The following is a 25,632-nucleotide window of genomic DNA, read 5'->3' on the forward strand; positions in this document are numbered from 1 at the left end:
TCGCTGCGTTACTTCGCTTTTGCGCCGCCCAGCACGGTCTGCGGCTGCCATTTGCCGTCGACAACCTTATAGACCGTGAACGACGGCGATTTCAGGTTGCCCTCTTTATCAAACGCGATCTGTCCGGTAACGCCGGAATAGCTGATGGCGCGCAGGGCGGGCAGATAGTCTGATGGCTCAACGGAGTCTGCTTTTTCCATCGCCGCAACCAGCACGCGGGTGGCGTCATAGGCGAACGGGGCGTGCAGCTCGATATGGGTGTGGTAGCGGGCCTGGTAGGCCTGTTCGAATGCCTTTCCACCCGGCATCTGGTCAACGGGCAGGCCCGGCTCCAGCGCCACAACGCCTTCGCCTTCTTTCTGCGCCAGCTTCAGGAACGTCTGGCTGACGAATCCGCCTGCGCCCATCAGCGTGGCATTCATGCCCAGCTGTTTAATGCGGCGAGCCAGCGGTGCGGCCTGGCTGTCGACGCCGCCGAAGAAGATCAGATCGGCGTTTTTACTGCGGATGGCGGTCAGCACGGCGCTGAAATCGACCGTTTTGTCATCCACGTACTGACGGTCGACAATTTTCACGCCCTGGGCTTCCAGCGATTTAATAAACTGGTCTGCAAGCCCCTGACCGAAGGCGGTACGGTCGTCGATTACCGCAATGCGTTTGGCTTTCAGGGTGTTAACCGCGTACTGACCGGCGAGCTGGCCGCCGTCATCGTCGTGTCCCATCACGCGGAAGCTGGTATCAAAACCTTGTTGCGTATAGGCGTGACCGGTCGCGACCGGTGCTACCTGGGCGATGCCCGCATCGTGATAAACGCGGGCCGCTGGAATGCTGGTGCCGGTGTTCCAGTGGCCGACCACGCCCGCCACATCGCTGTCCACCAGACGCTGCGCGACGGCTACGGCAGTGCGCGGGTCAGACTGATCGTCTTCGGACTGCAGTTTGAAGGTGACCGCTTTGCCGCCGATGGTCGGATGCTGCTTGTTAATGTCGTCAATGGCCAGCTGCGCGCCGTTCTCCAGATCTTTCCCGATACGTGCTGACGGGCCGGTGAGCGGGCCTGCCAGACCGATAACCACGGTTTCGCCGTCGGCGGCCCCCGAGGACGTTGAGGCAAGACCGCCGAGCAGAATAGCGGCGCTGAGCGCACTGATTTTTACTGTTTTCATTGCATTTCCCTGATGTTGGCTGGTGTGGTTAAACGGGCATTTCGCCCAAATAAATGTGTGCAATCTGGTCGTCGTTAAGCAGCGCTGTCGATTTGCCATGATGAACAATGCTGCCGCTGTCCATCACCCACGCGCTGTCGGTCACTTCCAGCGCGAGCCGGGCGTTTTGTTCGATCAGCAGCAGGGCGACGCCGCGCTCGCGCAGCCCGGCAATAACGGCAAATATGTTCTCGACCATCTTCGGGGCAAGGCCCATCGACGGCTCGTCGAGGATCAGCAGGCGCGGGCGGCTGAGGAGGGCGCGGTTAAGGGCCAGCAGCTGTTGCTCGCCGCCGGACAGCAGCCCGGCAAGCTGGTGCTGGCGCTCGCCCAGACGCGGGAAGCGTTCGAAAATCTCGTTCATCTCGCGCTTAATAGTGACGGTGTCACGTCTTAGCCAGGCGCCCATCTGCAGGTTTTCCAGTACCGTCATGCGGGAGAAGATCCCGCGGCCCTCCGGGACCATGACCAGCCCGTCGCGAAGCAGGGTCTCCGGGCTCTGTTTACGGACCGGCTTACCGCTGAATTCAATACTGCCGCTAAAGCTTTCCAGCCCGGTAATGGCGCGCACGGTGGAGCTTTTCCCCGCGCCGTTAGCGCCGATCAGCGTAGCCTGTTCGCCCTCGTGCAGGGTAAAGGAGACATCGCGTACGGCCTGAATGCCGCCGTAATGCACGTCCAGACGTTCTACCTTCAGCAATTCAGACATGGGCGTTACCTCCAAGCCAGGCGGCGATCACTGCCGGGTCGCGCCGCACGCTTTCCGGCGTACCGCTGGCGAGCGTTTTACCGTAATCAAGCACCGTCAGGCGATCGCAGATGCCCATCACCAGCTTGACGTCATGTTCAATCATCAGCAGAGTTTTGCCGTCATCGCGGATGCGGATGAGCAGCTCGCCGAGCGCCACTTTTTCCGCCGCGTTCATTCCGGCGGCGGGCTCGTCCAGCGCCAGCAGCAGCGGATCCGTCGCCAGCGCGCGGGCGATTTCAAGGCGACGCTGATGACCATAGGCCAGATCGCAGGCGCGATAGTGGGCGAACTGCGCAATGCCGGTATAGTCCAGCCAGTGCCAGGCCAGCTCGCGGGTCTGCTTCTCTTCGTCGCGGGCGCGTTTATGGCGGCTCAGCGCGGCCCACAGGCCGTTACGGGTGCGCACGTGGCGGCCCACCATCACGTTTTCCAGCACCGACATCTCGTTGAAGAGGCGCACGTTCTGGAAGGTGCGGGCAATCCCGGCGGCGGTGACTTTCTCTATGTGCTTTGGGAAGTAGGGCTTATCGGCAATCGAAAACTCACCGCTGTCCGCCGGATAAAGCCCGGTGATTAGGTTAAAGCAGGTGGTTTTTCCCGCGCCGTTGGGGCCAATCAGCCCGTAGATTTCCCCCTTGTTCACGGTAATCGAAACGTCATCTACGGCAGTCAGCCCGCCGAAGCGTTTTGACATGTTGCGTACGGTTAACAGGCTCATGCCTTCACCTCCTTGTGGCGTACCGGCCAGAGGCCTGACGGGCGCACCAGCATGACCAGCACCAGTGCCAGACCGTAAAACAGCTGGCGCAGCACTTCCGGGTCAATCAGTACCGTACCGAACAGCGCCTGCTGAACCGGCGCTGCCTGGCTGCGCAGCAGTTCCGGCAGGGCGGTAAGCAGTACCGCGCCCAGGATCACGCCCGGTATGTGCCCCATACCGCCCAGCACCACCATCGCCAGTACGGCAATCGATTCTTGTAAGGTGAAGGATTCCGGGGAGACAAAGCCCTGAAACGCGCCGAAAAGCGCACCTGCTATGCCGCCAAAGGAGGCGCCCATCGCAAAGGCGAGCAGCTTATAGTTACGCACGTTGATGCCCATCGCGCGGGCCACGTCTTCATCCTCGCGGATGGCGTTCCAGGCGCGGCCAATACGGGAATGCTGCAGGCGCAGGCAGACAAAAATAATCGCTACAATCACCAGCATCAGCAGGTAGTACCACAGCCACAGGGCGGGCACTTTGAAACCAAACCAGTGGTAGACGCCGCTAAACTTCAGGCCGAACAGGTTCAGCGTATCCACCCCGGTAATGCCCTTTGCGCCGTTGGTGATGTTTACCGGACGGTCGAGGTTGCGCATCAGGATGCGGATAATTTCGCCAAAGCCGAGGGTCACTATCGCCAGGTAGTCCCCGCGCAGCTTCAGCGTGGGCGCACCGAGTAAAATCCCGCAGACTGCCGCCACGAGAGCCGCCAGCGGAATAATGAGCAGATACGAGGTGTGCAGCCCATCCGGGAACCAGACGCCGAGGATCGGAAACACCTCCAGCAGGTGTGGAGAAGCCATCAGTGCCGCGAGGTAGGCGCCGACGGCGTAAAAGGCGATAAAGCCCATGTCCAGCAGGCCGGTGTAGCCGACCACAATATTGAGCCCGAGCGCCAGCATGATGTAGAGCAGGGCGAAGTCGATAACGCGCACCCAGTAGTTGCCGCCGAGCTGCGTGGCCACCACGGGCGCAATCAGCAGCGCGAGGCAGAACAGGCTCATGCCTGACCAGAATTTGCGCGTCGCCGCCGGGGCCTGAATTTGAAGTGTTGTCATGGTATTCCTTACGCCCTGTGCGCCACGCGCTCGCCCAGCAGGCCAGCCGGACGGAAGACCAGCACCAGGATCAGCACCATAAAGGCAAAGACATCCTGATAGTTGCTGCCAAATACACCGTGGGTCAGTTCACCCAGGTAGCCTGCGCCCAGCGCTTCGATAATGCCGAGAAGGATGCCGCCAATCATGGCACCCCGAATGTTACCAATGCCCCCCAGCACGGCGGCGGTAAAGGCCTTGATCCCGGGTAAAAAGCCCATCGAGAAGCTGGCGTTACCGTAGTTGCTGGCCATCATTACGCCTGCCAGCGCGGCAAACGCCCCGCCAATGGCAAACGTCAGGGTGATAATGGCGTTTGGGTTAACCCCCATCAGCGTGGCCACGCGCGGGTTTTCCGCCACGGCGCGCATGCCGCGCCCCAGACGAGTGTATTCCACCAGCAGCCACAGCCCGGTCATCACCGCCAGCGCCAGCGCCACGGTGACAATACCGGTAACGGTCACGATGGCGGGAGGGTGCATTTCACTTCCTGACGTCACGGTAATCGGATCCATGGGCAGGATCTGCGGAAACATCAGCGGGTTGCGCGTCCAGATAATCATCGCCACGGTTTGCAGCAGGACGGAGACGCCGATACCCGAGATCAGCGGCGCCAGGCGCGGAGCGTTGCGCAGTCGACGGTAGGCAAAGCGCTCCACGGCCATGGCCAGCAGGGCGCAAACGGCCATGGCAATCATCAGGGCAACGCCGAGCTGCAACAGCAGCGGCATATGCGGGAAGGTGCTATTCAGGGCGTTAATGGCGGAGAGCGTGGTGAGCGCGCCGACCATCAGAATATCCCCGTGGGCAAAGTTAATAATGCGCAAAATGCCATACACCATGGTATAGCCCAGCGCGATCAGCGCGTAGATGCTTCCCAGCATCACACCGTTGATCAGTTGTTGTATGAGTGTATCCAACGTTTGTACCCGCAAAGTGCTCGTTCTGCGGCTACCATCCAATAAATGAATTAAATTGTAAAATACGCATCTATTATTTCTTATGATAAATAAATATTGTTTTATCTTTATGATTTAAAAGAAAATAGTTAATGCCTGCTTTTGGGTGAAAAGCCTAAAGAAATCAACATATGAATAAAACAGAACAATTGGCGAGCCTGACGGCGTTTGCAGAGAGCCGCCTGGCAAACGATCCGCCGCTTCGGGCCGTACGTGCATTCGAGGCCATCGCCAGGCTGGGGAGCGTCACGCTGGCCGCTCAGGAGCTGGATATCTCTCCGTCGGCCGTCAGCCATCAGCTCAAGGTGCTCGAAGGATACCTGCAAATGCCGCTCACGGAACGTCAGGGACGAAGGCTGGTGCTGAGCCAGCACGGGCGGGAATATTACCGCTCGATCCGAGCGGCCTTTAACGTGTTGCGCCAGGCGACGGAGCACCTGGCGGAGCAGGCGCAAACGCGTCAGGTCACCATCAGCCTGATTCCACTTTTTGGTATGGGGTGGTTTATCCCGCGCTTGCCTGCGTTCATGCGCGCCAATCCCCAAACCGAGATCAACGTGGTGTATGCCAACCACCGTAACTATCTGAGCGACGCGTCGGATATGTCGATTCGTTTTGGTAACGGGCAGTGGGCGGGGTATCAGAGTGAAAAGCTGATTTCCGGCCAGATGGTGCCGGTATGCAGCCGCGCGTTTTTGCGCGTTCATGGCCATATCGACACGCCTGAACAGCTGCTGCAAATGCCGCTGCTGCACGATGAAGAGCGTACGAGCTGGACGCAGTGGTTTTTGTTGCAGGGGGTAAAACGACCACTCCGGCGCAGCGGCCCGCTGTTTGAAGACGGGCTGTTGACGCTGGCGGGCGTTCAGGCAGGGCTGGGATGTGCGCTCATGCGGGAGCCGCTGATTGCGCCATATCTTGAGAGCGGCGAGCTGGTCAAGATATTTGACTTACCAATTGATGACGGCCGCGATTATTACCTCTGCGTGCGCTCAGATTCAGAGATGACCGAAGACGGCAAGCTGCTGCAAACCTGGCTGCGTCGGGCGGCAGGCGGGGAGTTGTCTGTCGGGTAAAAGCGGAAGATAAAAAAAGCCAGCGTGTTACGCTGGCTTTTTGACAAACAAGATTTTAGAACTGGTAGGTCAGACCCAGCGCCACGATGTTGTCGGTACCGATACCTGCCTGGCGAGTGAACTGGTTGTCGTCCAGCAGGTTGATTTTGTAATCCACGTAGGTGGACATGTTTTTGTTAAAATAGTAGGTGGTGCCGACATCAATGTATTTAACCAGATCCTGGTCGCCGAAGTTCTCGATGTCTTTACCTTTAGACTGCAGGTAAGCGATGGATGGACGCAGGCCAAAGTCGAACTGATACTGAGCCACAACTTCGAAGTTTTGCGCTTTGTTTGCAAAGCCGTAGATGTCGCTGCGGTTACCGTTAGAGGTGCCGAAACGGGTTGCGTTATAGGTCTGAGAGTACTGCGCCGCGAGGTAAACGTTGTTCGCGTCGTACTTCACGCCGCCGCTGTACACTTCAGCGCGGTCGCCTTCACCGTATACGCCAGCCGCATTCTGGTCAGCGGTACGGCGAGAGGAAGACATTGCACCACCGACGCTGAATCCTTCACCCAGATCGTAAGTCAGAGACGCGCCGTAGCCGTCGCCGTTCTGGTTCAGCAGGCTGCGGCCGTTAGTGTTTTCACCGCTTACGCTGCCATTTTTACCCTGGTACTGCAGGGCAAAGTTCAGGCCGTCAACCAGACCGAAGAAGTCCTGGTTACGGTAAGTTGCCACGCCGTTTGCACGAGACTGCAGGAAGTTGTCGGCACCGTAGGTGTCACCGCCGAATTCTGGCAGAACGTCGGTCCAGGAGGTCACATCGTAAATCACGCCGTAGTTACGACCGTAATCGAATGAACCGGCTTCAGCGAACTTCAGACCTGCGAAGGCCACACGGGTCCAGGACTGATTGTCGCCTTCGTCCTTGTTACCCTGAATCTGGTATTCCCACTGGCCGTAACCGGACAGCTGGTCGTTAACCTGGGTTTCACCCTTGAAGCCGATACGCATGTAGGTTTTATCACCGTCTGCGCCTGCGTCATCAGAGAAATAGTGCAGACCTGTCACTTTACCGTACAGATCCAGCTTGTTACCGTCTTTGTTATAAATCTCAGCTGCGTTTACAACGCCTGCTGCCAACATGGAAGTGACTGCCACTGCAACTAATTTAAGTTTCATCTTAAATATTCCTTATAATTTTTTTTCAGTATTTCCTGAACCATCGCGAACGATTTCTAAACGAGGCTGTTCGTCAACGGCGTGCTATTTTTAAAAATCTTGTAGTTGTCTTTCAATAATAAGTTTCAAAATATGAGTAATAATTTCATTTAGTGTGATCGAGATCGGGTTAATGACGCCTGAATAAAATGTTGTGGCGATTATTTAATCAGTATGAGTTTATTTTTTTGGCAACCATGATGGCGAATATTATTGCATTTTGTGTTATTAAGAGCGGTAATATTCGCAGGGAAGTAGTTACGCAGCGGTGTCAGGTTATGTCAATTTGATGCCGGGGGAATTAACGAAGGAAGCTAATATAAACAGAACATCAACAAATGCACTAATGTTCTGATTAATATATTACGATGTGATCACATATTAAATTTATGTTAATTTTTATGCCGGATTTAATCGAACCCGGCATAAATCTGAACCCTATTTTCGTGTAGCGTACCAGCAGAGCAATGACCCGGCGCAGACCATCAGCGCGCCCTGCCAGAACGAAAAAGAGAGGGGTGAGCTTAGCAGCACGGCTGCAAGCGCGGCAGAGAGCACGGGAGTAAAATAGGATACGGCAGCCAGCACCGTGACGTTACCGTGCAGAATGCCAATATTCCATGCCGCATAGCCAAACCCAAGCGCAATGCCGCACATAACGAGCTTCACGATAACCGGAAAGCTGAACACCATTTCTGGCTGATCGCTAATAGTATATTTCACCCACAGGCTCAGCGCAGTGAGCAAAACAAAGAGGGTAATACCGTTTTGCCCTTTGGCAAATTTGGCGGTTACGGTGCAGTAGGCGGCCCAGATAAATGCTCCGGCAAAAGCAAGCGTATAGCTAAGGGGATTAGAGACGACATTGCGGATTATTTCATCAACGTGTAATCCTTGCTCACCTCCTAATACCCAACACACGCCGAGCAGAGCGATAGCTAAACCGGGGACGACCCACAGCGTTGATTTCTGTCCGTTGAATAAAATAGCAAAGACGATCGTCAGGCTCGGCCAGAGATAATTAACCATACCGACTTCTATGGCCTGCGCTCGCGTGGCGGCATAGCCTAACGACAGCGCCAGACACATTTCGTAACTGACAAACAGTACGCTGCCTGCAATAAGATACCCGGGTGAAAAACGTTTAATATCAGGAAATCCTACCGTTACCAGGCACAATAACCCACTGAGGGTGTAAATCATCGCCGCGCCGCCGACGGGCCCCAGCCCCTCGCTTACGCTGCGAATCAGGCCCACCATTGTGCTCCATAGCAGTATCGCCGCCAGCCCCGTGAGCGTTGCTCTCTTTCTGTCCATTACGTTTTCATCGCTAATAAAATCAAAGGGAAAATGTATAGCATTAATTCTGACCCTGTCGCGAATTATTCTCTTACGTGTTTAACCCTTAAGGGGTATTCAAACGCGGCAGCGGTGACTATTAAGGGGGCGACGTCAGGCGACCTTGATTTGACGCAAAAAAAACAGGGGCTTTAATGTTAGTTTGCGGCGCGAAGTCTTATCAGATAACGAGGACAACAATGGACGTCAGCCGCAGACAATTTTTCAAAATCTGCGCGGGCGGTATGGCCGGAACCACAGCCGCAATGCTGGGATTTGCTCCCAAAATGGCGCTGGCTCAGGCACGCAACTATAAGCTGCTGCGTGCAAAAGAGATCCGTAACACCTGCACATACTGCTCCGTGGGTTGTGGGCTATTGATGTATAGCCTGGGCGATGGCGCGAAGAACGCCAGAGAAGCGATTTACCATATTGAAGGGGATCCGGATCATCCGGTGAGCCGTGGGGCGCTGTGCCCGAAAGGGGCGGGACTGCTGGACTATGTCCACAGCGAAAACCGCCTCCGCTACCCGGAATACCGCGCGCCGGGCTCCGACAAATGGCAGCGTATCTCCTGGGATGAGGCGTTCTCCCGTATTGCAAAACTGATGAAAGCTGACCGTGACGCCAACTTTATTGAAAAGAACGAGCAGGGCGTGACGGTCAACCGCTGGCTCTCTACCGGGATGCTGTGTGCATCTGCGGCAAGCAATGAAACCGGCATGCTGACGCAAAAATTTGTGCGCTCTCTCGGCATGCTGGCGGTAGACAACCAGGCGCGCGTCTGACACGGACCAACGGTAGCAAGTCTTGCTCCAACATTTGGTCGCGGTGCGATGACCAACCACTGGGTTGATATTAAAAACGCAAACGTCGTGGTGGTGATGGGCGGTAACGCCGCTGAAGCCCATCCGGTGGGATTCCGCTGGGCGATGGAAGCGAAAAACAACAACGATGCGACGCTTATCGTCGTCGATCCGCGCTTTACGCGTACGGCATCGGTGGCCGATATCTATGCGCCGATCCGCTCCGGTACGGACATTACGTTCCTTTCCGGCGTGCTGCTGTACCTGATTGAAAACAACAAAATCAACGCGGAATACGTTAAGCACTACACCAACGCCAGCCTGTTGGTGCGGGATGATTTCGCCTTTGAAGATGGCCTGTTCAGCGGCTATGACGCGGAAAAACGTCAGTACGATAAATCGTCCTGGAACTACCAGTTCGACGAAAACGGCTACGCGAAACGCGACGACACCCTGACCGATCCGCGCTGCGTGTGGAATTTGCTGAAGCAGCACGTTTCCCGCTACACGCCGGACGTTGTTGAAAACATCTGCGGAACGCCAAAAGCCGATTTCCTGAAGGTGTGTGAAGTGCTGGCTTCCACCAGCGCCGCTGACAGAACCACCACGTTCCTGTATGCGCTGGGTTGGACACAGCACACCGTTGGGGCGCAGAACATCCGCACCATGGCAATGATCCAGCTGCTGCTCGGCAACATGGGGATGGCCGGTGGCGGCGTGAACGCCCTTCGCGGACACTCTAACATTCAGGGCTTAACCGATCTCGGCCTGCTCTCCACCAGCCTGCCGGGCTACCTGACGCTGCCGTCGGAAAAGCAGGCCAGTCTGCAAGCGTATCTTGAAGCTAATACGCCAAAAGCAACGCTGCCGGACCAGGTGAACTACTGGAGCAACTATCCGAAGTTCTACGTCAGCCTGATGAAATCCTTCTACGGCGACGCGGCGCAGAAGGAGAATGACTGGGGCTTTGAGTGGCTGCCGAAGTGGGATCAGGCTTATGACGTCATTAAGTATTTCAACATGATGGATAAGGGCGACGTCACCGGTTATATCTGCCAGGGCTTTAACCCGGTGGCGTCATTCCCGGATAAAAACAAAGTCGTGCGCAGCCTGAGCAAGCTGAAGTACATGGTGGTTATCGATCCGCTGGTGACCGAGACCTCCACCTTCTGGCAGAACCACGGGGAATCCAACGATGTCGATCCGGCGTCGATTCAGACCGAAGTGTTCCGCCTGCCGTCCACCTGCTTTGCGGAAGAGGACGGCTCTATTGCCAACTCCGGCCGCTGGCTGCAATGGCACTGGAAAGGGCAGGATGCACCGGGCGAAGCGCGTAACGACGGCGAAATTCTGGCCGGCATTTATCATCGTCTGCGCGAAATGTACCGCACCGAAGGCGGCAAAGGCGCGGAGCCGCTGCTGAAGATGAGCTGGCACTACAAGCAGCCGGATCGTCCTGAGTCTGAGGAAGTCGCGAAAGAGAACAACGGCGTGGCGCTGGCGGATCTGTATGACGCGAGCGGCAACCTGGTCGCGAAAAAAGGCCAGCTGCTGAACAGCTTTGCGCTGCTGCGTGACGACGGTACCACGGCATCGTCCTGCTGGATCTACACCGGCAGCTGGACGGAGCAGGGTAACCAGATGGCCAACCGCGACAATGCCGACCCGTCAGGCCTGGGCAACACGCTGGGCTGGGCATGGGCGTGGCCGCTGAACCGTCGCGTGCTGTACAACCGCGCGTCCGCCGACGTGAACGGCAAGCCGTGGGATCCGAAGCGCATGCTGATCCAGTGGAACGGGGCGAAGTGGACGGGGAACGACATTCCGGACTACAGCACCGCCGCGCCGGGCAGCAACACCGGGCCGTTTATCATGCAGCCGGAAGGGCTGGGGCGCCTGTTCGCCCTCAACAAGCTGGCAGAAGGGCCGTTCCCGGAACACTACGAGCCGATGGAAACGCCGCTGGGGACCAACCCGCTGCACCCGAACGTGGTCTCAAGCCCGGTGGTGCGCATCTACGAAGAGGACGTGCTGCGCTTAGGCAAAAAGGACAAATTCCCGTACGTGGGGACGACCTACCGCCTGACCGAGCATTTCCACACCTGGACCAAGCACGCGCGGCTTAACGCCATCGCGCAGCCGGAGCAGTTTGTGGAGATAAGCGAAACGCTGGCGAAGGCGAAAGGCATTGCCAACGGCGATCGCGTGAAGGTAAGCAGCAAGCGCGGCTTTATTCGCGCCGTGGCGGTGGTGACCCGTCGTTTGCAAAGTCTGAACGTGCACGGCCAGCAGGTGGAAACCGTCGGTATTCCGCTGCACTGGGGCTTTGAAGGGGTGGCGCAGAAAGGCTATATCGCCAACACCCTGACGCCAAACGTCGGCGATTCCAACTCGCAAACGCCGGAGTACAAAGCGTTTCTGGTCAACATCGAGAAAGCGTAAGGAGCGATTAAATGGCGATGGAAACACAAGACATTATTAAACGCTCCGCGACTAACCCGATCACCCCCGCGCCTCGCGCGCGGGACTACAAGGCAGAAGTCGCCAAGCTTATCGACGTCTCCTCCTGCGTGGGCTGTAAGGCCTGCCAGGTGGCCTGCTCAGAGTGGAACGACATCCGCGACGAGGTGGGGCACTGCGTCGGGGTCTACGATAATCCGGCGGATCTGAGCGCCAAATCCTGGACGGTGATGCGTTTTAGCGAAACCGACCAGAACGGCAGGCTGGAGTGGCTGATCCGCAAGGACGGCTGCATGCACTGCGAAGATCCGGGCTGCCTGAAAGCGTGTCCGTCTGCCGGTGCGATAATTCAGTACGCCAACGGGATCGTCGACTTCCAGCAGGATAACTGCATCGGCTGCGGCTACTGCATCGCGGGCTGTCCGTTTAATATCCCGCGCCTCAATAAAGAGGATAACCGGGTATACAAATGCACCCTGTGCGTGGACCGCGTCAGCGTCGGGCAGGAGCCTGCCTGCGTGAAGACGTGTCCGACCGGGGCGATCCACTTCGGCACCAAAAAAGAGATGCTCGACGTGGCGCAAGAGCGCGTGGACAAGCTGAAAGCGCGCGGCTACGACAAGGCGGGCATTTACAACCCGCAGGGCGTGGGCGGCACGCACGTGATGTACGTGCTGCATCACAACGACCAGCCGGAGCTGTATCACAACTTGCCGAAAGATCCGGCGATCGATACCTCCATCAACCTGTGGAAAGGGGCGCTTAAACCGCTCTCTGCGGCGGGCTTTATCGCCACCTTTGCGGGGCTGATCTATCACTACATCGGTATCGGCCCGAATAAAGAGGTGGATGACGACGAGGAGGAGCATCATGAGTAAGTCGAAAATGATAGTGCGCACGAAGTTTGTCGATCGCGCCTGTCACTGGACGGTGGTCATTTGCTTCTTCCTGGTGGCGGTATCCGGCATTTCGTTCTTCTTCCCGACGCTGCAGTGGCTGACCGAAACCTTCGGTACGCCGCAGATGGGACGCATTCTGCACCCGTTCTTCGGCGTGCTGATTTTCGTGGTGCTGATGTTTATGTTCGTGCGCTTTGTCCATCACAATATTCCTGACAAGCAGGACATCCCGTGGGTGAAAGGAATTGTCGAAGTCCTGAAGGGTAACGAGCATAAAGTCGCGAAGGTGGGGAAATACAATGCCGGACAGAAGATGATGTTCTGGACCATCATGAGCATGATTTTTGTGCTGCTGGTGACCGGGGTGATGATCTGGCGTCCGTATTTTGCACAGTACTTCCCGATACAGGTGGTGCGTTACGCGCTGCTTATCCACGCGACGTCGGCCATCATCCTGATTCATGCCATCCTGATCCATATGTATATGGCGTTCTGGGTAAAAGGGTCGATCAAAGGGATGATTGAAGGGAAGGTAAGCCGCCGCTGGGCGCAGAAACATCACCCGCGCTGGTATCGTGATGTGGAACGGCTGGAGGCGAAACAGGAAAGTACGGAAGGGATGAAGTAAGACCTGCGCCGTCGGCTCTGCCCGGCGGCGCTGCGCTTGCGCGGGCTTTCATGTGTTAGTCAATAAACGATCAATTGCCGCTATAACATCATGACGTGCGTTACGTAAATTACAAACATAGTCTTTAGGATTGATTTTGTTGTTGTTAAGGTTGGTTATCATCGGTGAATAAATCAGAAACGTTTCAAAGTCGATATTTACGCCCGGAGCCAGATGACTCTGCCATAACGGCAACTTATTATTTCTCGCGAGTGGCACAATTACGCGTGTGGCAAGATCATCATAACAATCATCCTGAATGAGCATATAATAGGGAAGTTTGTCCCGTGTAGCCGCAGATGTATTACGGTAAACATTAAATTGTCTCAGCATTAAAGCACCCTGAAAAACTCATCATCAGTGATGGTTCCGTGTTTCTCCACAAAATCATTCATTGCCCGTATAAATGCACGATCCTCTTCTGATGGCTGCCGCCGCCTGGTTGAGTTTTGTTCTGCATGACACAAGGGCTTACGCGATGTGATGTTCTGGCCCAGCTCTGCTTCTGTGGTATGTTTCATCGTTATCTCCTTTGTTGGTGCGGTCATTATCAACCGCCGCCAACAAAAAACAATACTGTATCCCCTGGTAATCTATATTCTGCGAGCCGCCTTCCAATTATATCAGAATCGCTCCTCTACATACCGGAACGGGTATTTTGTGGGTTTAACTTTGCCGATTTTGCGCTTCGGTAAATCCACCTTGTCGAGGTGAATTTCTTTATACGGGATCTGCGAAAGCAGATGCGAAATAATATTCAGACGCACGCGTTTTTTATCTTCAGAACGCGCGACAAACCACGGTGCCCAGGCTGTATCGGTGGCTTCAAACATGGCGTCGCGCGCACGGGTGTACTCGTCCCAGAGGTTAAAGGATTTAATATCCATCGGCGACAGTTTCCAGATCTTACGCCCATCGTTAATGCGGTCGCGCAGGCGCCGCTCCTGCTCTTTCGGCGTCACCTCCAGCCAGTACTTCAGCAGGATAATTCCGGCATCGACCATCGCTTTTTCCATAACCGGCGCGCCGTCCAAAAATTTCTCCGCCTGTTCCTCCGTGCAGAACCCCATCACCCGCTCCACGCCCGCGCGGTTATACCAGCTGCGATCGAAGATCACGATTTCGCCCGCCGAGGGCAGGTGAGGCACATAGCGCTGGAAGTAGAGCTGGCTTTTCTCTTTATCCGTTGGGGCAGGAAGCGCAACAACGCGAAACACGCGGGGGCTGACGCGCTCGGTGATCGCTTTAATGGTGCCGCCTTTGCCGGCGCCGTCGCGTCCTTCAAAAACAATACACACTTTTAACCCTTTGGCGACGACCCACTGCTGGAGCTTAACCAGTTCGACGTGCAGGCGGCGGAGCTCTTTTTCATACTCTTTGGTCTTAAGGGGGGCATTCGATGCTACATCAACAGCGACAGGGGTTTTCTTTTTGCTTCCCATGATTGTCATCCTCAGGTTGTCCGGCGTGGAAAAAGCGAGGCCGCACTATGAAGTGTAATCCACTTGTTATTATGCGTATTGTTTTTAGGTAATTAATTTCACAATACTTTCTTTAGCAGATACTGAAGTATTCACGAAGGTGCTTAGCACTCGTTCCCCTATAAGAATGCAGCGAATTCAAAAAAAATCAGCACGTTTAATCCCACACCTTGAATGTGGTTAATGCGATAATTTCATTCTTATTTACTTAAAGGAACTAAGAATGAGTTGGAATAAAGACGCTGCGGTTTCGTATCTCCGTTCACACGCTCTGGGGCGCTCTCATAGTGAATGTGCTAAGTTTACCCGCCTGGCCATTCTGGCTGGCGGTGTTAGGTTAGCGAACACAGATTATGCAAAAGATTATGGGGTTGAATTATTACGTGCTGGATTCAGTGAGCTGCCGCCCGGTTCAACGTTAATTGCTGGTGATGTGGCTGTGATACAGCCCTACCCTGGTGGCAATGGCATAGGTCACATGACTATGTATGACGGTACACAGTGGATATCTGATTTCGTTCAAAAAAGCATGTATCCTGGGCCTGGATACCGCAAAATGCAGCCATCCTTTAAAATTTACAGGATGCATTGATGAAAAGAATATTTTTATCATTCGTTATGTTGCTGGTGGGATGTAGTTCGACTGCCAATCAAGGACGTAGCGCGCAAGACGCTACCAAATCATTTTATAAATCCTATCTTTCCGTATTCGGCAGCGATGAAGCCACGCCTTATCCTGCCGACGAACTGCACAAATATGTTTCTGCTGATACGATTGATCGCATTAATGCCATTCAGGAAATCTTTGAACAAGAGTTAATAGAGTCTGACTATTTTACGTATACCCAAGATTACTCTCGTGAATGGATACCGGCGTTACGAGTGGAAAACGCCAGGCCATTTTTAAACGGTGAAGTTGTCCAGGTTATTGAAGGGGCGGGTAACGGGAGAAGCATCCACCTTGAGGTATTTCTTCGTCGTGAAGATGATGCATGGAAAATCTACCGCGTTCGTGACGTAACGAACAATTACGAGCACCCAATTTTCAATGCTGGCGCTATTACACGCGCTAAAGCAGCGGCAGAAAGCACACCGTAAAAGCCAGACCTTAAACCCTTTAAAGCCCTGACACCTGCCGGGGCTTTTTGTTTTCCATTCCCCCGTGTCGCGGTTGGAGAAAACTCCTGAATTAATGGATTAACGTGTCAGCCAGCTGATTTGAACTGGCTCACCATACAAGATTATTTAATAATGCCCTCGCGAATGATTAACCGGTGGTTGAGGCATGAAAAAGACAATATTTTCGTTGGCGCTTGGCACATTTGGCCTGGGTATGGCTGAATTTGGCATTATGGGGGTGTTAACCGAGCTGGCGCACGACACCGGTATTTCGATTCCCTCCGCCGGGAATATGATCTCGTTTTATGCGTTCGGCGTGGTGATTGGCGCGCCGATTGTGGCGCTGTTCTCCGGCAAGTTCTCGTTAAAAACGACGCTGCTGTTTCTGGTTGCCATGTGCGCAGTCGGAAATGCCCTGTTTACGTTTTCTACGTCGTATTTCTGGCTGGCGCTGGGGCGTTTGATCTCCGGTTTTCCGCACGGGGCCATTTTTGGCGTCGGGGCGATAATCCTCTCTAAAATTGCGCCACCCGGGAAGGTAACGGTCGCGGTGGCCGGGATGATCGCCGGGATGACCGTGGCCAACCTGGTGGGCGTCCCGCTCGGCACCTGGCTGGGGCACCAGTTCAGCTGGCGCTATACCTTTTTCCTGATTGCTGCGTTCGACGCGCTGGTTATCCTCTCGGTTCTGCTCTGGGTGCCGGATATCCATGACAAATCAGAAATCAAATTGTCCGAGCAGTTCCACTTCCTGAAGAAACCGGAACCCTGGCTGATTTTTGCAGCCACCATGTTTGGCAATGCTGGCGTGTTCGCGTGGTTCAGCTTCGTTAAGCCGTTTATGGTCAACGTTTCTGGCTTTTCCGAAGGGATGATGACGGCCATCATGATGCTGATGGGCCTTGGCATGGTCTTGGGCAATCTGCTGAGCGGCAAACTCTCGGGGCGCTTTAGCCCGCTGCGCATTGCGGCCATCACCGATATGGTGATTGTCGCCTCGCTGCTGCTGCTTTTCGCCCTGGGCGAACTGAAAACGGCCTCGCTGGTGATGGGCTTTATCTGCTGTGCCGGGCTGTTTGCGCTCTCTGCACCGCTGCAAATTTTGCTTCTGCAAAATGCGAAGGGCGGTGAGATGCTGGGGGCGGCCGGAGGGCAGATGGCGTTTAATCTCGGCAGCGCGATCGGGGCGTACTTTGGTGGGATGATGATTACCCTCGGCTTTAGCTGGCGCTACGTCACGCTGCCTGCGGCGTTCCTCTCGTTCTCGGCCATGAGCGCGCTGTTGATCTACGGTTACCTGCGGGCCAGACAGGCTCAGGCTAACGCTCGCGCGCTAGCCTGATTGCATTCAGGCAAGCCAGGGCTCACCCAGGGTCAGCATCAGGCGGTTGGCCCAGGCGAAGAACGCGGCGGACTGCACCAGGTCCAGCTGGGCTAAGGTGTCCAGCCCCTCTTTTTCCAGTGCGGCAAGGTGCAGCGGCGTGGCGGCAGGCGGGGTAACCGACAGCGCCGCCGCAAAATTAATTTCCGCCTGCCAGCGCGCAGATTGCCCCTCGCTCAGGGAGCGTCCCGGACGTACGGCCAGCAGGGCCTCTACCGCCGCGTCATCCTTTGACAGCTGGCTGGCTTTGCGCGCATGGACAGAGGCGCAGTAGATGCAGCCGTTAATTTTACTGGCTACCGTTGCGGCCAGCTCGCGCTCGGCGCGCGGCAATCCCCCCGGCGTATAAAAAATTCCTTTATCCGTTAGCGTACGCTGTTCAAGCACCGGCAGGTTGCGCCCCAGCAGGCGGAAGTAGTCGGAATCGGTATGGCCAAATTTCGCCAGAACGGCAACTTCGTCATCACGGAAGTCTGCCAGCGGTTTGGCGTCGATCCACGGCTCCCAGCCCAGCTCCTGCTGGGTGAACGCGACGGGAGCCGTCTTCCCGGAGACCGTGGTTGCGGTTGTATGCCAGATGCCTGCCGCCACCGGCGCATCGCTTTTGGCGACGGGTTTGTCGTTCAGCAGTCGCAGCCCGGTAATCAGTCGGCTCTGGAAGCTGACAAAGGCGATAAGCTGCGCCAGAGTCACGATGCCTTCCTTGCTCCAACCCGCCTGGATCAGCGCCTTTAACGATGTCGGCGTGGCTTCAACGGGTGAGAAGGTCAGCAGACGCGCGAAATTCAGCGCCGGGGTCAGACGGTCTGAGGTCGGGTCGGCCAGGCCAAACCCCGCATAGTGCGCGGCCAGCGCCTCCGCGTTGTGCCACCTGGCGACTTTTGCCGCGACGGCGAAGCGCTCGTCCAGCGCAAAATCGCTATCCTGCTGGGTAAATAAGATTTCGTAGCTGCCCTGTGCGTGGCGCGTGGCGGCGTCCCGCGTGGCGCGCGCCTCCGCCAGAGGGGAACCGGGTTTAATTTCCGCCAGCTCGGCGAGAATGTCGTGACTTAATGCCATAGGTATCTCCTCAACGTAAATAGGGGGCAATATGTTCGGCGATCAGTTCGATGGAGCGCAGCGTGTCGCGATGGGTGGGCTCAACCGAATGGACCTGGAATGAGATGTCCGTGGCGCGCCGGAGAACGGAGTCAGCCTGCAGCGAATGCAGCACCGTATCTGGCGAACCGATATGGGCGTCGAACTGGCGACGGAGATCTGTGACAGTGTCACCTCTGACCGCGTGTCCGGCAGCGCGATGCTGCTGGGCCTGCCTGGTGAGACCCGGCGTGGCGACCTTCAGCGCGTAGTCATCGCTGTCGGCGACGAATGCCGTACGGGAGGCCAGAATGCGCGGTGCGATACCGGCGGGCAGTGCCTCAAGGTAGGCATCCACAATCGGATTCTGGATCGCGTCGAGCGTTAAATCCAACTGGTCTGCCGGGCGCGGCTGCGTGCGGGAGAGCATCAAACCGTGTCCGGCCCGCGCGGCGCGAACGGCACCGTCGACGGAAAAGGTGGCAATCCAGATCTGTTCAGCCAGCTGTGGCGCTGGCGGGTAAAGGTGATTATCCGGATGGGTGAGAGAATCCCCGCGCCAGGCGCTCTGGATCACATGCAAATGGTCAGCAAAGGCCGCGCCGCGCTGTTCAAACGTCAGTCCGAACGGCAGGAAAGAGGTCGGCGTGCCGCCCGAACCAAAACCGACTTCGAGACGACCATCGGCGAGTAAATCCAGCACCGCCGCATCTTCCGCCACGCGCAGCGGGTTTTCCATCGGCAGGGTAATGATGGCCGTCCCCAGGCGGATGGTTTCGGTATGCGCCGCAACGTGGGCCAGAAACAGCAGCGGCGACGGCAGGCCGCCTTCACTTTCGTGGAAGTGGTGCTGCGCGATCCAGGCGCTGTCAAAACCGTGGCGTTCGGCGTGGCGGATCTGTTCGGTTGCCAGACGATAGCGCTCCTTCGGCGTGGCGTCGTCAAGCAGGCGGGTGAAAAATCCCAGGCGTTTTCGCGTCATGCGAACTCCTCCGTAGCGGGTGAAAAATGGGGAATGGCGGCAATCAGCTCGCGGGTATAGTCGTTCTGCGGCGACGTGAATAAGGTCTCGACGTCACCGTGTTCGACCACCTGACCGCTGCGCAGCACCGTGACGCTGTGGGCGATCCGGCGAACGGTAGAGAGATCGTGCGTGATGAACAGGTAGGTTAATCCCAGCTGCTGCTGCAGCTGCTGAAGTAGTGCCAGAATCTGCGCCTGTACGGTGACGTCCAGCGCGGAGGTGGCTTCGTCCAGCACCAGAATAGTCGGCTCCAGAATCAGCGCCCGGGCAATGGCTACGCGCTGGCGCTGCCCGCCTGAAAGCTCCCGGGCGGTACGGCTCAGGAGTTCGACGGGCAGGGCAACCCGCTGCGCCACGGTCTCCACCCGGACCTTTCGCTCCGCTTTGCTCAGGCGAGAAAAATTCTTCAGGGGCTCTTCGACGATCTCGAACAGCGTCTGACGCGGGTCGAGAGAGGCGAACGGGTTCTGGTAGACAAACTGGATCTTCTGGCGCAGCTGGCGTCGGGCCTCGCGGCTGAGGTCGGTGGCATCAATATCATCAATAATGACCTGTCCGCTGTCCGCCTGTTCAAATCCCAGCAAAATACGGGCGAGGGTGGTTTTCCCGGAGCCGGATTCACCGACCAGCGCATGCGTGCTGCCGCGCCTGACGTCAAACGTCACCCGATCCAGCGCCTGAAGGTGATGACCTTTGCCCAGCGAGAACCGTTTGCTGATGGCGCGGGCGCGAATGGCCGGTGACGCCAGCGGAAGGCCAGCTACCGGGGCAATGGTCAGGCGCTGGCCCAGGAGATCGCTCAACAGCTGGCGGGTGTAGGCGTGCTGCGGCGTGCGGACAATGTCGGCGGTGTCGCCGTGCTCCTGAACCTCGCCGTTGCGAAACACCAACAGCCTATCCGCACGCTGCGCGGCCAACGCCAGATCGTGAGTGACAAACAGAACCGCAGTACCCGATTCCCGACGCAGGATATCCAGCAGATCGAGAATGCGTTTTTGCACCGTCACGTCCAGCGCGCTGGTGGGCTCATCGGCGACGATCACGTCCGGGCGCAGCGCAATGGCGATGGCAATCAGCACGCGCTGTTTCATCCCGCCGGAGAGCTGATGCGGATACTGCTTCATGCGCTGTTCGGGATGGCTCAGGCCGACCTTTGTCAGCAGGGCGAGCACCTGCTCGTCGCGCTGGAGTGCCGTTACCTTTTGGTGCTGCTGAATAATTTCCCCGACCTGTACGCCGATCGTCTTGACCGGGTTGAGTGAATTACCCGGATCCTGCGGAACCAGGCTGATTCGCGCGCCGCGAAGGGTATCGAGACGCTTCGCTGACCACCGGCTAATCTCCTCGCCGTTGAGCACGATTTTCCCGGCATCGCGTCGGGCGTTATCCGCCAGCAGACCGATGATCGCCTGTGCCGTGGTTGTTTTGCCGGAGCCGGATTCACCGACAAAGGCCAACATTTCCCCCCGCCGGAGGGTGAAGCTGACGTTATGCACCACCTCGCGCCACTGGCGCGCGGTACGGTAGCTGATGGTCAGGTTTTCTACCGAGAGTACGGTCATTTCAGGCCTCCGCTGAACTGCTGGCTGATACGGTTGGTGGCAAGCACGACGGCGATGACGACCACGCCGGGGAAGGTAGTTAACCACCAGGCGGTAGAGAGATAGTTACGGCCTTCGGCAATCAATAAGCCCCATTCCGGAACGGGCGGCGGGGTGCCGTAGCCGAGAAAGCTCAGCGTGGAGAGGGCCAGAATGGCCTGACCAAACTGCAGCGTGGCAAAGGCGAGGACGGCGGTTAAGGCGTTGGGCAGGATGTGTCGCCACAGGACCGCCAGGAACGTCCCGCCGCTGCCAAACGCCGCCTCGACATAATCCGTATGGCGGATGCGCACCACTTCACCGCGCGCGAGGCGGGCGAAGCTGGCGATGGAGGCCACGCCGACGGCAATGGCGGCGTTAACGGTGCCAAACCCGAGCAGAATAATGACCGTCAGCGAGAGCAGCAGAGACGGAATGGACAACAGCACATCGACAAAACGCATCAGGAAAGATTCGACGCGTCCAGCGAACGCGCCGGCGATCACCCCCAGACCGGTGCCCACCACCAGCCCCATCGTGACGGCAGCGAGCGCTGCGCTCAGGGAGTAGGACGCACCATACACAATGCGCGCGTAAACATCGCGGCCAAGCTGATCGGTGCCGAGCCAGTGTCCCGCCTGCGGTGCCAGACGTTGCGCTCCGGCGATGCCCTCAATCGGGCTGTAGTGGGTTAACAGGCCGGGGGCTACGGCAGCAAAAATCGCGAGAATAATCACCGCCCACGCCAGCCACAGTCCCGGCTGCCACGCGACGCCCTGCCAGCCGGGAACGCGTTTTCGCGCGGCGGCAGCGTAATCGACCAGGCTCATGATGCACCTCCGGTAACGGTTTGCAGACGGGGATCCAGCAGCGGCATCAGCAGGTCCACCAGCAGATTGATCAGGACAAAGCCGAGAGCGGAAATCATGACCACCGCCTGAAGCACGGCGATGTCCTGGTTGTTCACCGCCTGCTGGGTCAGCTGCCCGAGCCCGCTGCGGCCAAATACGGTTTCGGTGATCAGCGCTCCGGCAATCAGTTCGCCCAGCAGCAGCCCGGCAATATTGAGTACCGGCAGCAGCGCGTTGCCGGTGACGTGACGCCACAGGACGGCGGTTTCACTCAGTCCTTTGGCGCGGGCAACGGCGACAAACGGCTGCGTCGCCACCTGGTCCAGGCTGCGCATCAGAATTTGCGCCAGCGGGGCGGAGATCGGGATCGCGACGGTCACGATCGGCAGGATCAGCCCCTGCAGCGGCGTCGGGTTAATCACCGGGATCAGCCGCAGCTGGAAAGAAAAGAGCTGGATAAGGGCAATCCCCAGCCAGAACGTGGGTAAGGAGATAAACAGGACCGGCAGGGACTGGAGGGTATTACTCAGCCAGCGCAAACCCGGCAGACGCGACGCAAAGGCCAGCGCAAACGCCAGCAGGACCGCGAGTACAAAGGCGGGCAGGGCGAGGCTCAGGGTATCCGGCAGATTGCTGGCAATCAGCTCACTGACCGGCACCCCGGCCTGTAACGAGTAGCCGAAATCTCCGCGCAGCATCGCCAGCAGCGTGTGGCCGTATTGCTGCCACAGTGGGCTGTCCGCGCCGTAGGCCACGCGCATCTCCTCGATTTGCGCCGGGCTTAGGCCCAGGTCCGGGTTCTGAAATTTAATCAGCACCGCGTCGCCAGGCAGCACCTGGAGCAACACGAACGAGAGGGTAAAGGCGGCCCACAGCACCAGCAGCCCGTGCCCAAGACGTTGAAGAAGTGCGTGGCGCATCGTCAGCTCCTCAGTGTTTCTCAATCCACGCGCCGTAGAACGACGGGCGGCCGACCGCTTCAAAATTGACGCCTTTTAGCCACGGCGCACCGGCAAAGACCTGCGGCTCCTCGAAAATCGGAATAACGTAGGCGTTATCCAGCAGGTAGCGCTGGGCATCGCCGGTCAGCTGCAGGCGTTTTTGCGGATCGACCTCTGAGGAGATATTTACCAGCAGCGCATTCAGCTTGTCGTCGCGGAAGCTTTTGACCTTGTCGCTGGAGCCGCCTTTTTGCAGCAGCGCGTCGCGGTTAGCCGGGTAGAACATGCTTTTCACCACGTCCGGATCGGCGCGGCCCACTTCGGAGACGGTTAACGGGGTTTTCTGTGGATCAAGGTTATCCAGCGTGCGGCTGCCTGCATCACCGGCTTTCACGCTCAGCGCCACGCCCACCTGACGCCACTGCTGGGCAACCAGCTGCAGCACCTCTTTGTTTTGCGGCTGCGGCAGGGATTCATATACCGTCAGCGCCAGCCGCTGGCCGTCTTTGGCGCGGATCCCGTCGCTGCCCGCTTTCCAGCCCGCCTCGTCCAGCAGCTGGTTGGCTTTTGCCGGGTCAAAGGTCAATTTGTCGCTGAGATCGACAAAGCCCGCGGCGGAATCGGCAATCACCGACTTCGCCTGCGGATAGTTGGCCGAGAAGAGGGTCTCGACCACCTGCTTTGCATTCGTGGCATGCAGCAGCGCCTGGCGCACGCGAATATCGGAGACCAGCGGATTATCCGGGCGGAAGCTGATACTGTCGTTCACCCCGCGCGTTGGGGCGGCGTAGATTTTATAACCATGGTCTGTCGCCTGCTTTTCGTCATACGCCTGCACCTGGCGAATAAAGTCGGCCTGACCGGCCAGCAGGGCACCGACGCGCACGCTGTCCTCCTGGGTGACGATAAACTTGATGCCGTCCAGATTGGCTGGACCCTGTTGCGCCAGATTTTTGGGTCCCCACTGGTAGTCCTTACGGGCCTTGAGCGTCACTTCGCGGCCGAGCTTCTCGTCCTTCACCGCAAACGGGCCGGAGCCGATGATATGCCGGGCGTCTCCCAGCTCTTCAAAGTTGCGCTTCAGCGTGCTGAGCGAGACCAGGCCCGAGCCAATCGTGGCGGTGCCCTGCAGGAACCCCGGCGACGGTTTTTTGAAGTAAAACTTCACGGTCAGCGGGTCGACCACTTCGCTGCGATCGTAGTTATTGATCACTTCTGACACCGGCAGGCGCTGCGTCTTATTGCCCAAACCGTAGGTATCAAAGTTTTTTGCTACGGCGTTGGCGTCCAGCGGCGTGCCGTCGGAGAAGGTAATACCGGGACGCAGTTTAAAGGTGTATTCAGTTTTATCGGCGTTGGTGGTCCAGCTTTCGGCCACCCACGGTTCGACCTGCAGCGTCTTTGGATTTTGCCACGTCAGTTTGTCGGTGATCTGGTTCAGAATGCCGCCGTTCGGGTAGAAGCCGCCGGCAGGCGGATAGAGGTTGGTGTGCGCCTGTTGTTCCAGATAAATCAGCGTGCCGCCTTTGACCGGCGCATCGGCGGACCAGGCTGCGGTTGTCGTCAGAATCAGCGCCGTCAGCAGCGGCAGACGAAATGGGGTTTGCATGGTGAATTCCTTTGTTATCTTCTTGTTAGCGTCGGATTCATCATCGGGCGCGGGGGAAAACAAGGGAACAAAGGAATTAAGATAAGGATTGCCGGAAACTGAAAATAAAAACGCCCCGTTAGCGGGGCGATGGCGGGGACCTAAACGAATTTCGCCAGCGGGTCGGCGGCGGCAAAGGCGACTGCTTTATCCGCTGCTGGAGGGTAGATCAGCTCGTTAGTGATGGCGATTTTGATCTTCTTCGCCTCGTCGCGAACGGATTTGACGGCCTGTTCCCAGCCCTCGGTATAAACCGCACCCCACGCGCCTAAATCCAGGCAGGTAACATAGTTCACCTGACGATAAGGGTAAGGAGCAACGTTCAGCAGGCTGGCGGCAGCGTTATGACCGGCAAATTTCCCTAGCTGGATCGCGTGCTGGCAGGTCATCAGCGCCGTGTTGCCCGCATCGTCTGTTTTGGCGTGAGCCATATCGCCGGTGGCATAGACGTCAGGATGTGCGGGGACCTGCAACGTCTCTGTCACAACCAGGCGGCCCTGGCTATCGCGTTCACCGTCTATCTGCAGGCTGAGGGGATTTGCCTCGACGCCTGCGGTCCAGACGACGGTCGCAGCAGCAATACGTTCACCGTTTTTCAGCGTTATGCCGTGAGCATCAATGGCTTCAACTTCACTCTTCAGCCGCCATTCAACGCCCAGCGCCTCACTCGCCTCTGCAATCGTTTTACGCAATGCGTCGCTATAGCGGCCGCCAATGACTGGCCCCCTTTCAACTACGACTATTTTAATCTCTGTATTGTCGCCAAAATGGGCACGCAGTCGGGCAGGTAGCTCCGTTGCCAGCTCGATGCCGGTAAAGCCGCCTCCGCAGACTACCACGGTGTTGCGCTCGGGCGTGGAGGGACGTAACGCCAGTGAATCAAGGTGACGCTCAAATACCTGTGCGGATTCCAGCTGGTCGATGTCAAAGGCGTAGTCAGCCAGGCCGGCAATCGGTGGGCGTTTGGTCTGGCTGCCCGTAGCGAGGATCAGCCTATCGTAGGAAGCCGTAGCATGCGCGCCATTGGACATCCGGTATAAAACGGTTTTCGCCGTGGTATCAATTTGTTCCGCGTGTCCGGCAATGAATGTGATATCAAGCTCGGCAAACAGGTCAGTCAACGGGGCGACCAGCGTTGACACCTTCTCCTCATAGAAGCGTGGCCGAACGCGGAGTTCGGGTAAGGGGGCCAGAACCGCAATCTCCAGACTGTTATTACCCTGCTTCTCAGAGAGACGTGCCGCGCTCACGGCTGCCCACATACCCGCAAAACCACTGCCTACGATTAAAATCTGCTTTTTCATA

24 protein-coding genes are annotated in these 25,632 nt (G+C 57.2%); 7 read left to right on the forward strand and 17 right to left on the reverse strand.

Features of this window, described 5'->3' with window-relative positions:
- Window positions 1–8: 8 nt before the first annotated feature.
- The 5 genes from ACMWL8_RS02310 to ACMWL8_RS02330 are packed head-to-tail and all read right to left on the reverse strand — an operon-like array spanning window position 9 to window position 4,736.
- On the reverse strand, window positions 9–1,166 hold the full coding sequence (locus tag ACMWL8_RS02310) for a branched-chain amino acid ABC transporter substrate-binding protein (protein WP_045260599.1): 1,158 nt from the start codon (window positions 1,164–1,166) through the stop codon (window positions 9–11).
- A 28-nt stretch (window positions 1,167–1,194) separates the two neighbouring features.
- On the reverse strand, window positions 1,195–1,914 hold the full coding sequence (locus ACMWL8_RS02315; protein WP_045260598.1) for an ABC transporter ATP-binding protein: 720 nt from the start codon (window positions 1,912–1,914) through the stop codon (window positions 1,195–1,197).
- Window positions 1,907–2,674 carry an ABC transporter ATP-binding protein gene (locus ACMWL8_RS02320; protein WP_045260597.1) on the reverse strand — a complete coding sequence of 256 codons (768 nt, stop codon included), beginning with the start codon at window positions 2,672–2,674 and terminating at the stop codon, window positions 1,907–1,909. Before ACMWL8_RS02320 ends, ACMWL8_RS02315 begins: the two co-directional genes overlap by 8 nt.
- Window positions 2,671–3,777: a branched-chain amino acid ABC transporter permease gene (locus ACMWL8_RS02325; protein WP_045260596.1), complete on the reverse strand. Its 1,107-nt coding sequence runs from the start codon at window positions 3,775–3,777 to the stop codon at window positions 2,671–2,673. The genes ACMWL8_RS02320 and ACMWL8_RS02325 overlap by 4 nt, the downstream gene beginning before the upstream one ends.
- Before the next feature lie 8 nt (window positions 3,778–3,785).
- On the reverse strand, window positions 3,786–4,736 hold the full coding sequence (locus ACMWL8_RS02330) for a branched-chain amino acid ABC transporter permease (RefSeq protein ID WP_045260595.1): 951 nt from the start codon (window positions 4,734–4,736) through the stop codon (window positions 3,786–3,788).
- A 170-nt stretch (window positions 4,737–4,906) separates the two neighbouring features.
- On the opposite strand from ACMWL8_RS02330, the gene ACMWL8_RS02335 reads away from it, so the two are divergent.
- On the forward strand, window positions 4,907–5,851 hold the full coding sequence (locus tag ACMWL8_RS02335; protein ID WP_028013257.1) for a LysR substrate-binding domain-containing protein: 945 nt from the start codon (window positions 4,907–4,909) through the stop codon (window positions 5,849–5,851).
- A 55-nt stretch (window positions 5,852–5,906) separates the two neighbouring features.
- On the opposite strand, the gene ACMWL8_RS02340 is transcribed toward ACMWL8_RS02335, so the two are convergent.
- Window positions 5,907–7,016 (reverse strand): porin OmpC, encoded by a 1,110-nt coding sequence (locus ACMWL8_RS02340; RefSeq protein ID WP_028013256.1) that lies wholly within the window; start codon window positions 7,014–7,016, stop codon window positions 5,907–5,909.
- A gap of 477 nt (window positions 7,017–7,493) precedes the next feature.
- A complete protein-coding gene (gene yddG / locus ACMWL8_RS02345; RefSeq protein ID WP_045260594.1) occupies window positions 7,494–8,372 on the reverse strand; it encodes an aromatic amino acid DMT transporter YddG in 879 nt (292 codons plus the stop codon).
- Window positions 8,373–8,593: 221 nt separating this feature from the next.
- Between yddG and fdnG the strand changes: the two genes are divergently transcribed.
- Genes fdnG through fdnI form a run of 3 tightly spaced genes read left to right on the forward strand, consistent with a single transcriptional unit; the run spans window position 8,594 to window position 13,186 of the window.
- Window positions 8,594–11,641, forward strand: a complete 3,048-nt coding sequence (gene fdnG / locus ACMWL8_RS02350) for a formate dehydrogenase-N subunit alpha (RefSeq protein ID WP_120266870.1) — start codon at window positions 8,594–8,596, stop codon at window positions 11,639–11,641.
- An 11-nt stretch (window positions 11,642–11,652) separates the two neighbouring features.
- Complete coding sequence (gene fdxH / locus ACMWL8_RS02355; RefSeq protein WP_045260592.1) at window positions 11,653–12,537, forward strand: formate dehydrogenase subunit beta; 885 nt, start codon at window positions 11,653–11,655, stop codon at window positions 12,535–12,537.
- Window positions 12,530–13,186 carry a formate dehydrogenase-N subunit gamma gene (fdnI, locus tag ACMWL8_RS02360; protein ID WP_028013252.1) on the forward strand — a complete coding sequence of 219 codons (657 nt, stop codon included), beginning with the start codon at window positions 12,530–12,532 and terminating at the stop codon, window positions 13,184–13,186. Before fdxH ends, fdnI begins: the two co-directional genes overlap by 8 nt.
- Before the next feature lie 48 nt (window positions 13,187–13,234).
- On the opposite strand, the gene ACMWL8_RS02365 is transcribed toward fdnI, so the two are convergent.
- The 3 genes from ACMWL8_RS02365 to ppk2 all read right to left on the reverse strand — a co-directional run bounded on the left by ACMWL8_RS02365 (window position 13,235) and on the right by ppk2 (window position 14,667).
- The gene (locus ACMWL8_RS02365) at window positions 13,235–13,558 is read right to left on the reverse strand and encodes a CcdB family protein (protein ID WP_045260591.1); all 324 of its coding nucleotides are present in this window, start codon (window positions 13,556–13,558) and stop codon (window positions 13,235–13,237) included.
- A complete protein-coding gene (locus tag ACMWL8_RS02370; protein ID WP_045260590.1) occupies window positions 13,558–13,746 on the reverse strand; it encodes a type II toxin-antitoxin system CcdA family antitoxin in 189 nt (62 codons plus the stop codon). The genes ACMWL8_RS02365 and ACMWL8_RS02370 overlap by 1 nt, the downstream gene beginning before the upstream one ends.
- Before the next feature lie 102 nt (window positions 13,747–13,848).
- Entirely contained in the window at window positions 13,849–14,667 is an 819-nt protein-coding gene (gene ppk2 / locus ACMWL8_RS02375) for a polyphosphate kinase 2 (RefSeq protein ID WP_045260589.1), read from the reverse strand.
- Window positions 14,668–14,929: 262 nt separating this feature from the next.
- Between ppk2 and ACMWL8_RS02380 the strand changes: the two genes are divergently transcribed.
- The 3 genes from ACMWL8_RS02380 to araJ all read left to right on the forward strand — a co-directional run bounded on the left by ACMWL8_RS02380 (window position 14,930) and on the right by araJ (window position 17,167).
- Window positions 14,930–15,298, forward strand: coding sequence for a hypothetical protein (locus ACMWL8_RS02380; protein ID WP_045260588.1), 369 nt, complete (start codon window positions 14,930–14,932; stop codon window positions 15,296–15,298).
- Window positions 15,298–15,804 carry a YbjP/YqhG family protein gene (locus tag ACMWL8_RS02385; RefSeq protein ID WP_045260587.1) on the forward strand — a complete coding sequence of 169 codons (507 nt, stop codon included), beginning with the start codon at window positions 15,298–15,300 and terminating at the stop codon, window positions 15,802–15,804. The genes ACMWL8_RS02380 and ACMWL8_RS02385 overlap by 1 nt, the downstream gene beginning before the upstream one ends.
- Before the next feature lie 187 nt (window positions 15,805–15,991).
- Complete coding sequence (araJ, locus tag ACMWL8_RS02390) at window positions 15,992–17,167, forward strand: MFS transporter AraJ (protein WP_041909850.1); 1,176 nt, start codon at window positions 15,992–15,994, stop codon at window positions 17,165–17,167.
- A 6-nt stretch (window positions 17,168–17,173) separates the two neighbouring features.
- Here the strand turns inward: araJ and ACMWL8_RS02395 are convergent, their stop codons facing one another.
- From ACMWL8_RS02395 to ACMWL8_RS02425, 7 genes are all read right to left on the reverse strand, one after another.
- Window positions 17,174–18,265: an alkylhydroperoxidase domain protein gene (locus tag ACMWL8_RS02395; protein ID WP_045260586.1), complete on the reverse strand. Its 1,092-nt coding sequence runs from the start codon at window positions 18,263–18,265 to the stop codon at window positions 17,174–17,176.
- A gap of 10 nt (window positions 18,266–18,275) precedes the next feature.
- Window positions 18,276–19,265, reverse strand: coding sequence for a putative FMN-dependent luciferase-like monooxygenase (locus ACMWL8_RS02400; RefSeq protein WP_045260585.1), 990 nt, complete (start codon window positions 19,263–19,265; stop codon window positions 18,276–18,278).
- The gene (locus ACMWL8_RS02405; protein WP_045260584.1) at window positions 19,262–20,869 is read right to left on the reverse strand and encodes a dipeptide ABC transporter ATP-binding protein; all 1,608 of its coding nucleotides are present in this window, start codon (window positions 20,867–20,869) and stop codon (window positions 19,262–19,264) included. The genes ACMWL8_RS02400 and ACMWL8_RS02405 overlap by 4 nt, the downstream gene beginning before the upstream one ends.
- A complete protein-coding gene (locus tag ACMWL8_RS02410; protein ID WP_414751543.1) occupies window positions 20,866–21,717 on the reverse strand; it encodes an ABC transporter permease in 852 nt (283 codons plus the stop codon). The genes ACMWL8_RS02405 and ACMWL8_RS02410 overlap by 4 nt, the downstream gene beginning before the upstream one ends.
- Window positions 21,714–22,658: an ABC transporter permease gene (locus ACMWL8_RS02415; protein ID WP_045260582.1), complete on the reverse strand. Its 945-nt coding sequence runs from the start codon at window positions 22,656–22,658 to the stop codon at window positions 21,714–21,716. The genes ACMWL8_RS02410 and ACMWL8_RS02415 overlap by 4 nt, the downstream gene beginning before the upstream one ends.
- A gap of 10 nt (window positions 22,659–22,668) precedes the next feature.
- Window positions 22,669–24,288 (reverse strand): TIGR04028 family ABC transporter substrate-binding protein, encoded by a 1,620-nt coding sequence (locus ACMWL8_RS02420; protein WP_045260581.1) that lies wholly within the window; start codon window positions 24,286–24,288, stop codon window positions 22,669–22,671.
- A 140-nt stretch (window positions 24,289–24,428) separates the two neighbouring features.
- On the reverse strand, window positions 24,429–25,631 hold the full coding sequence (locus ACMWL8_RS02425) for an NAD(P)/FAD-dependent oxidoreductase (RefSeq protein WP_045260580.1): 1,203 nt from the start codon (window positions 25,629–25,631) through the stop codon (window positions 24,429–24,431).
- Window position 25,632: the final 1 nt, after the last annotated feature.

This window comes from Enterobacter sp. 04-C-12-SI-ECC (assembly GCF_047530715.1).
Classification (GTDB): Bacteria; Pseudomonadota; Gammaproteobacteria; order Enterobacterales; family Enterobacteriaceae; genus Enterobacter; species Enterobacter bugandensis.

Bases quoted from the DNA above. Each gene is read 5' to 3' on its own strand.
- fdnI (WP_028013252.1), top strand. From the start codon at position 12,530: ATGAGTAAGTCGAAAATGATAGTGCGCACGAAGTTTGTCGATCGCGCC.
- ppk2 (WP_045260589.1), bottom strand. From the start codon at position 14,667: ATGGGAAGCAAAAAGAAAACCCCTGTCGCTGTTGATGTAGCATCGAAT.
- ACMWL8_RS02335 (WP_028013257.1), top strand. From the start codon at position 4,907: ATGAATAAAACAGAACAATTGGCGAGCCTGACGGCGTTTGCAGAGAGC.
- ACMWL8_RS02315 (WP_045260598.1), bottom strand. From the start codon at position 1,914: ATGTCTGAATTGCTGAAGGTAGAACGTCTGGACGTGCATTACGGCGGC.
- ACMWL8_RS02370 (WP_045260590.1), bottom strand. From the start codon at position 13,746: ATGAAACATACCACAGAAGCAGAGCTGGGCCAGAACATCACATCGCGT.
- ACMWL8_RS02400 (WP_045260585.1), bottom strand. From the start codon at position 19,265: ATGACGCGAAAACGCCTGGGATTTTTCACCCGCCTGCTTGACGACGCC.
- ACMWL8_RS02385 (WP_045260587.1), top strand. From the start codon at position 15,298: ATGAAAAGAATATTTTTATCATTCGTTATGTTGCTGGTGGGATGTAGT.
- ACMWL8_RS02410 (WP_414751543.1), bottom strand. From the start codon at position 21,717: ATGAGCCTGGTCGATTACGCTGCCGCCGCGCGAAAACGCGTTCCCGGC.
- ACMWL8_RS02325 (WP_045260596.1), bottom strand. From the start codon at position 3,777: ATGACAACACTTCAAATTCAGGCCCCGGCGGCGACGCGCAAATTCTGG.
- ACMWL8_RS02340 (WP_028013256.1), bottom strand. From the start codon at position 7,016: ATGAAACTTAAATTAGTTGCAGTGGCAGTCACTTCCATGTTGGCAGCA.
- ACMWL8_RS02415 (WP_045260582.1), bottom strand. From the start codon at position 22,658: ATGCGCCACGCACTTCTTCAACGTCTTGGGCACGGGCTGCTGGTGCTG.
- ACMWL8_RS02380 (WP_045260588.1), top strand. From the start codon at position 14,930: ATGAGTTGGAATAAAGACGCTGCGGTTTCGTATCTCCGTTCACACGCT.
- ACMWL8_RS02425 (WP_045260580.1), bottom strand. From the start codon at position 25,631: ATGAAAAAGCAGATTTTAATCGTAGGCAGTGGTTTTGCGGGTATGTGG.
- ACMWL8_RS02420 (WP_045260581.1), bottom strand. From the start codon at position 24,288: ATGCAAACCCCATTTCGTCTGCCGCTGCTGACGGCGCTGATTCTGACG.
- fdxH (WP_045260592.1), top strand. From the start codon at position 11,653: ATGGCGATGGAAACACAAGACATTATTAAACGCTCCGCGACTAACCCG.
- yddG (WP_045260594.1), bottom strand. From the start codon at position 8,372: ATGGACAGAAAGAGAGCAACGCTCACGGGGCTGGCGGCGATACTGCTA.
- ACMWL8_RS02320 (WP_045260597.1), bottom strand. From the start codon at position 2,674: ATGAGCCTGTTAACCGTACGCAACATGTCAAAACGCTTCGGCGGGCTG.
- ACMWL8_RS02310 (WP_045260599.1), bottom strand. From the start codon at position 1,166: ATGAAAACAGTAAAAATCAGTGCGCTCAGCGCCGCTATTCTGCTCGGC.
- ACMWL8_RS02405 (WP_045260584.1), bottom strand. From the start codon at position 20,869: ATGACCGTACTCTCGGTAGAAAACCTGACCATCAGCTACCGTACCGCG.
- araJ (WP_041909850.1), top strand. From the start codon at position 15,992: ATGAAAAAGACAATATTTTCGTTGGCGCTTGGCACATTTGGCCTGGGT.
- ACMWL8_RS02395 (WP_045260586.1), bottom strand. From the start codon at position 18,265: ATGGCATTAAGTCACGACATTCTCGCCGAGCTGGCGGAAATTAAACCC.
- ACMWL8_RS02365 (WP_045260591.1), bottom strand. From the start codon at position 13,558: ATGCTGAGACAATTTAATGTTTACCGTAATACATCTGCGGCTACACGG.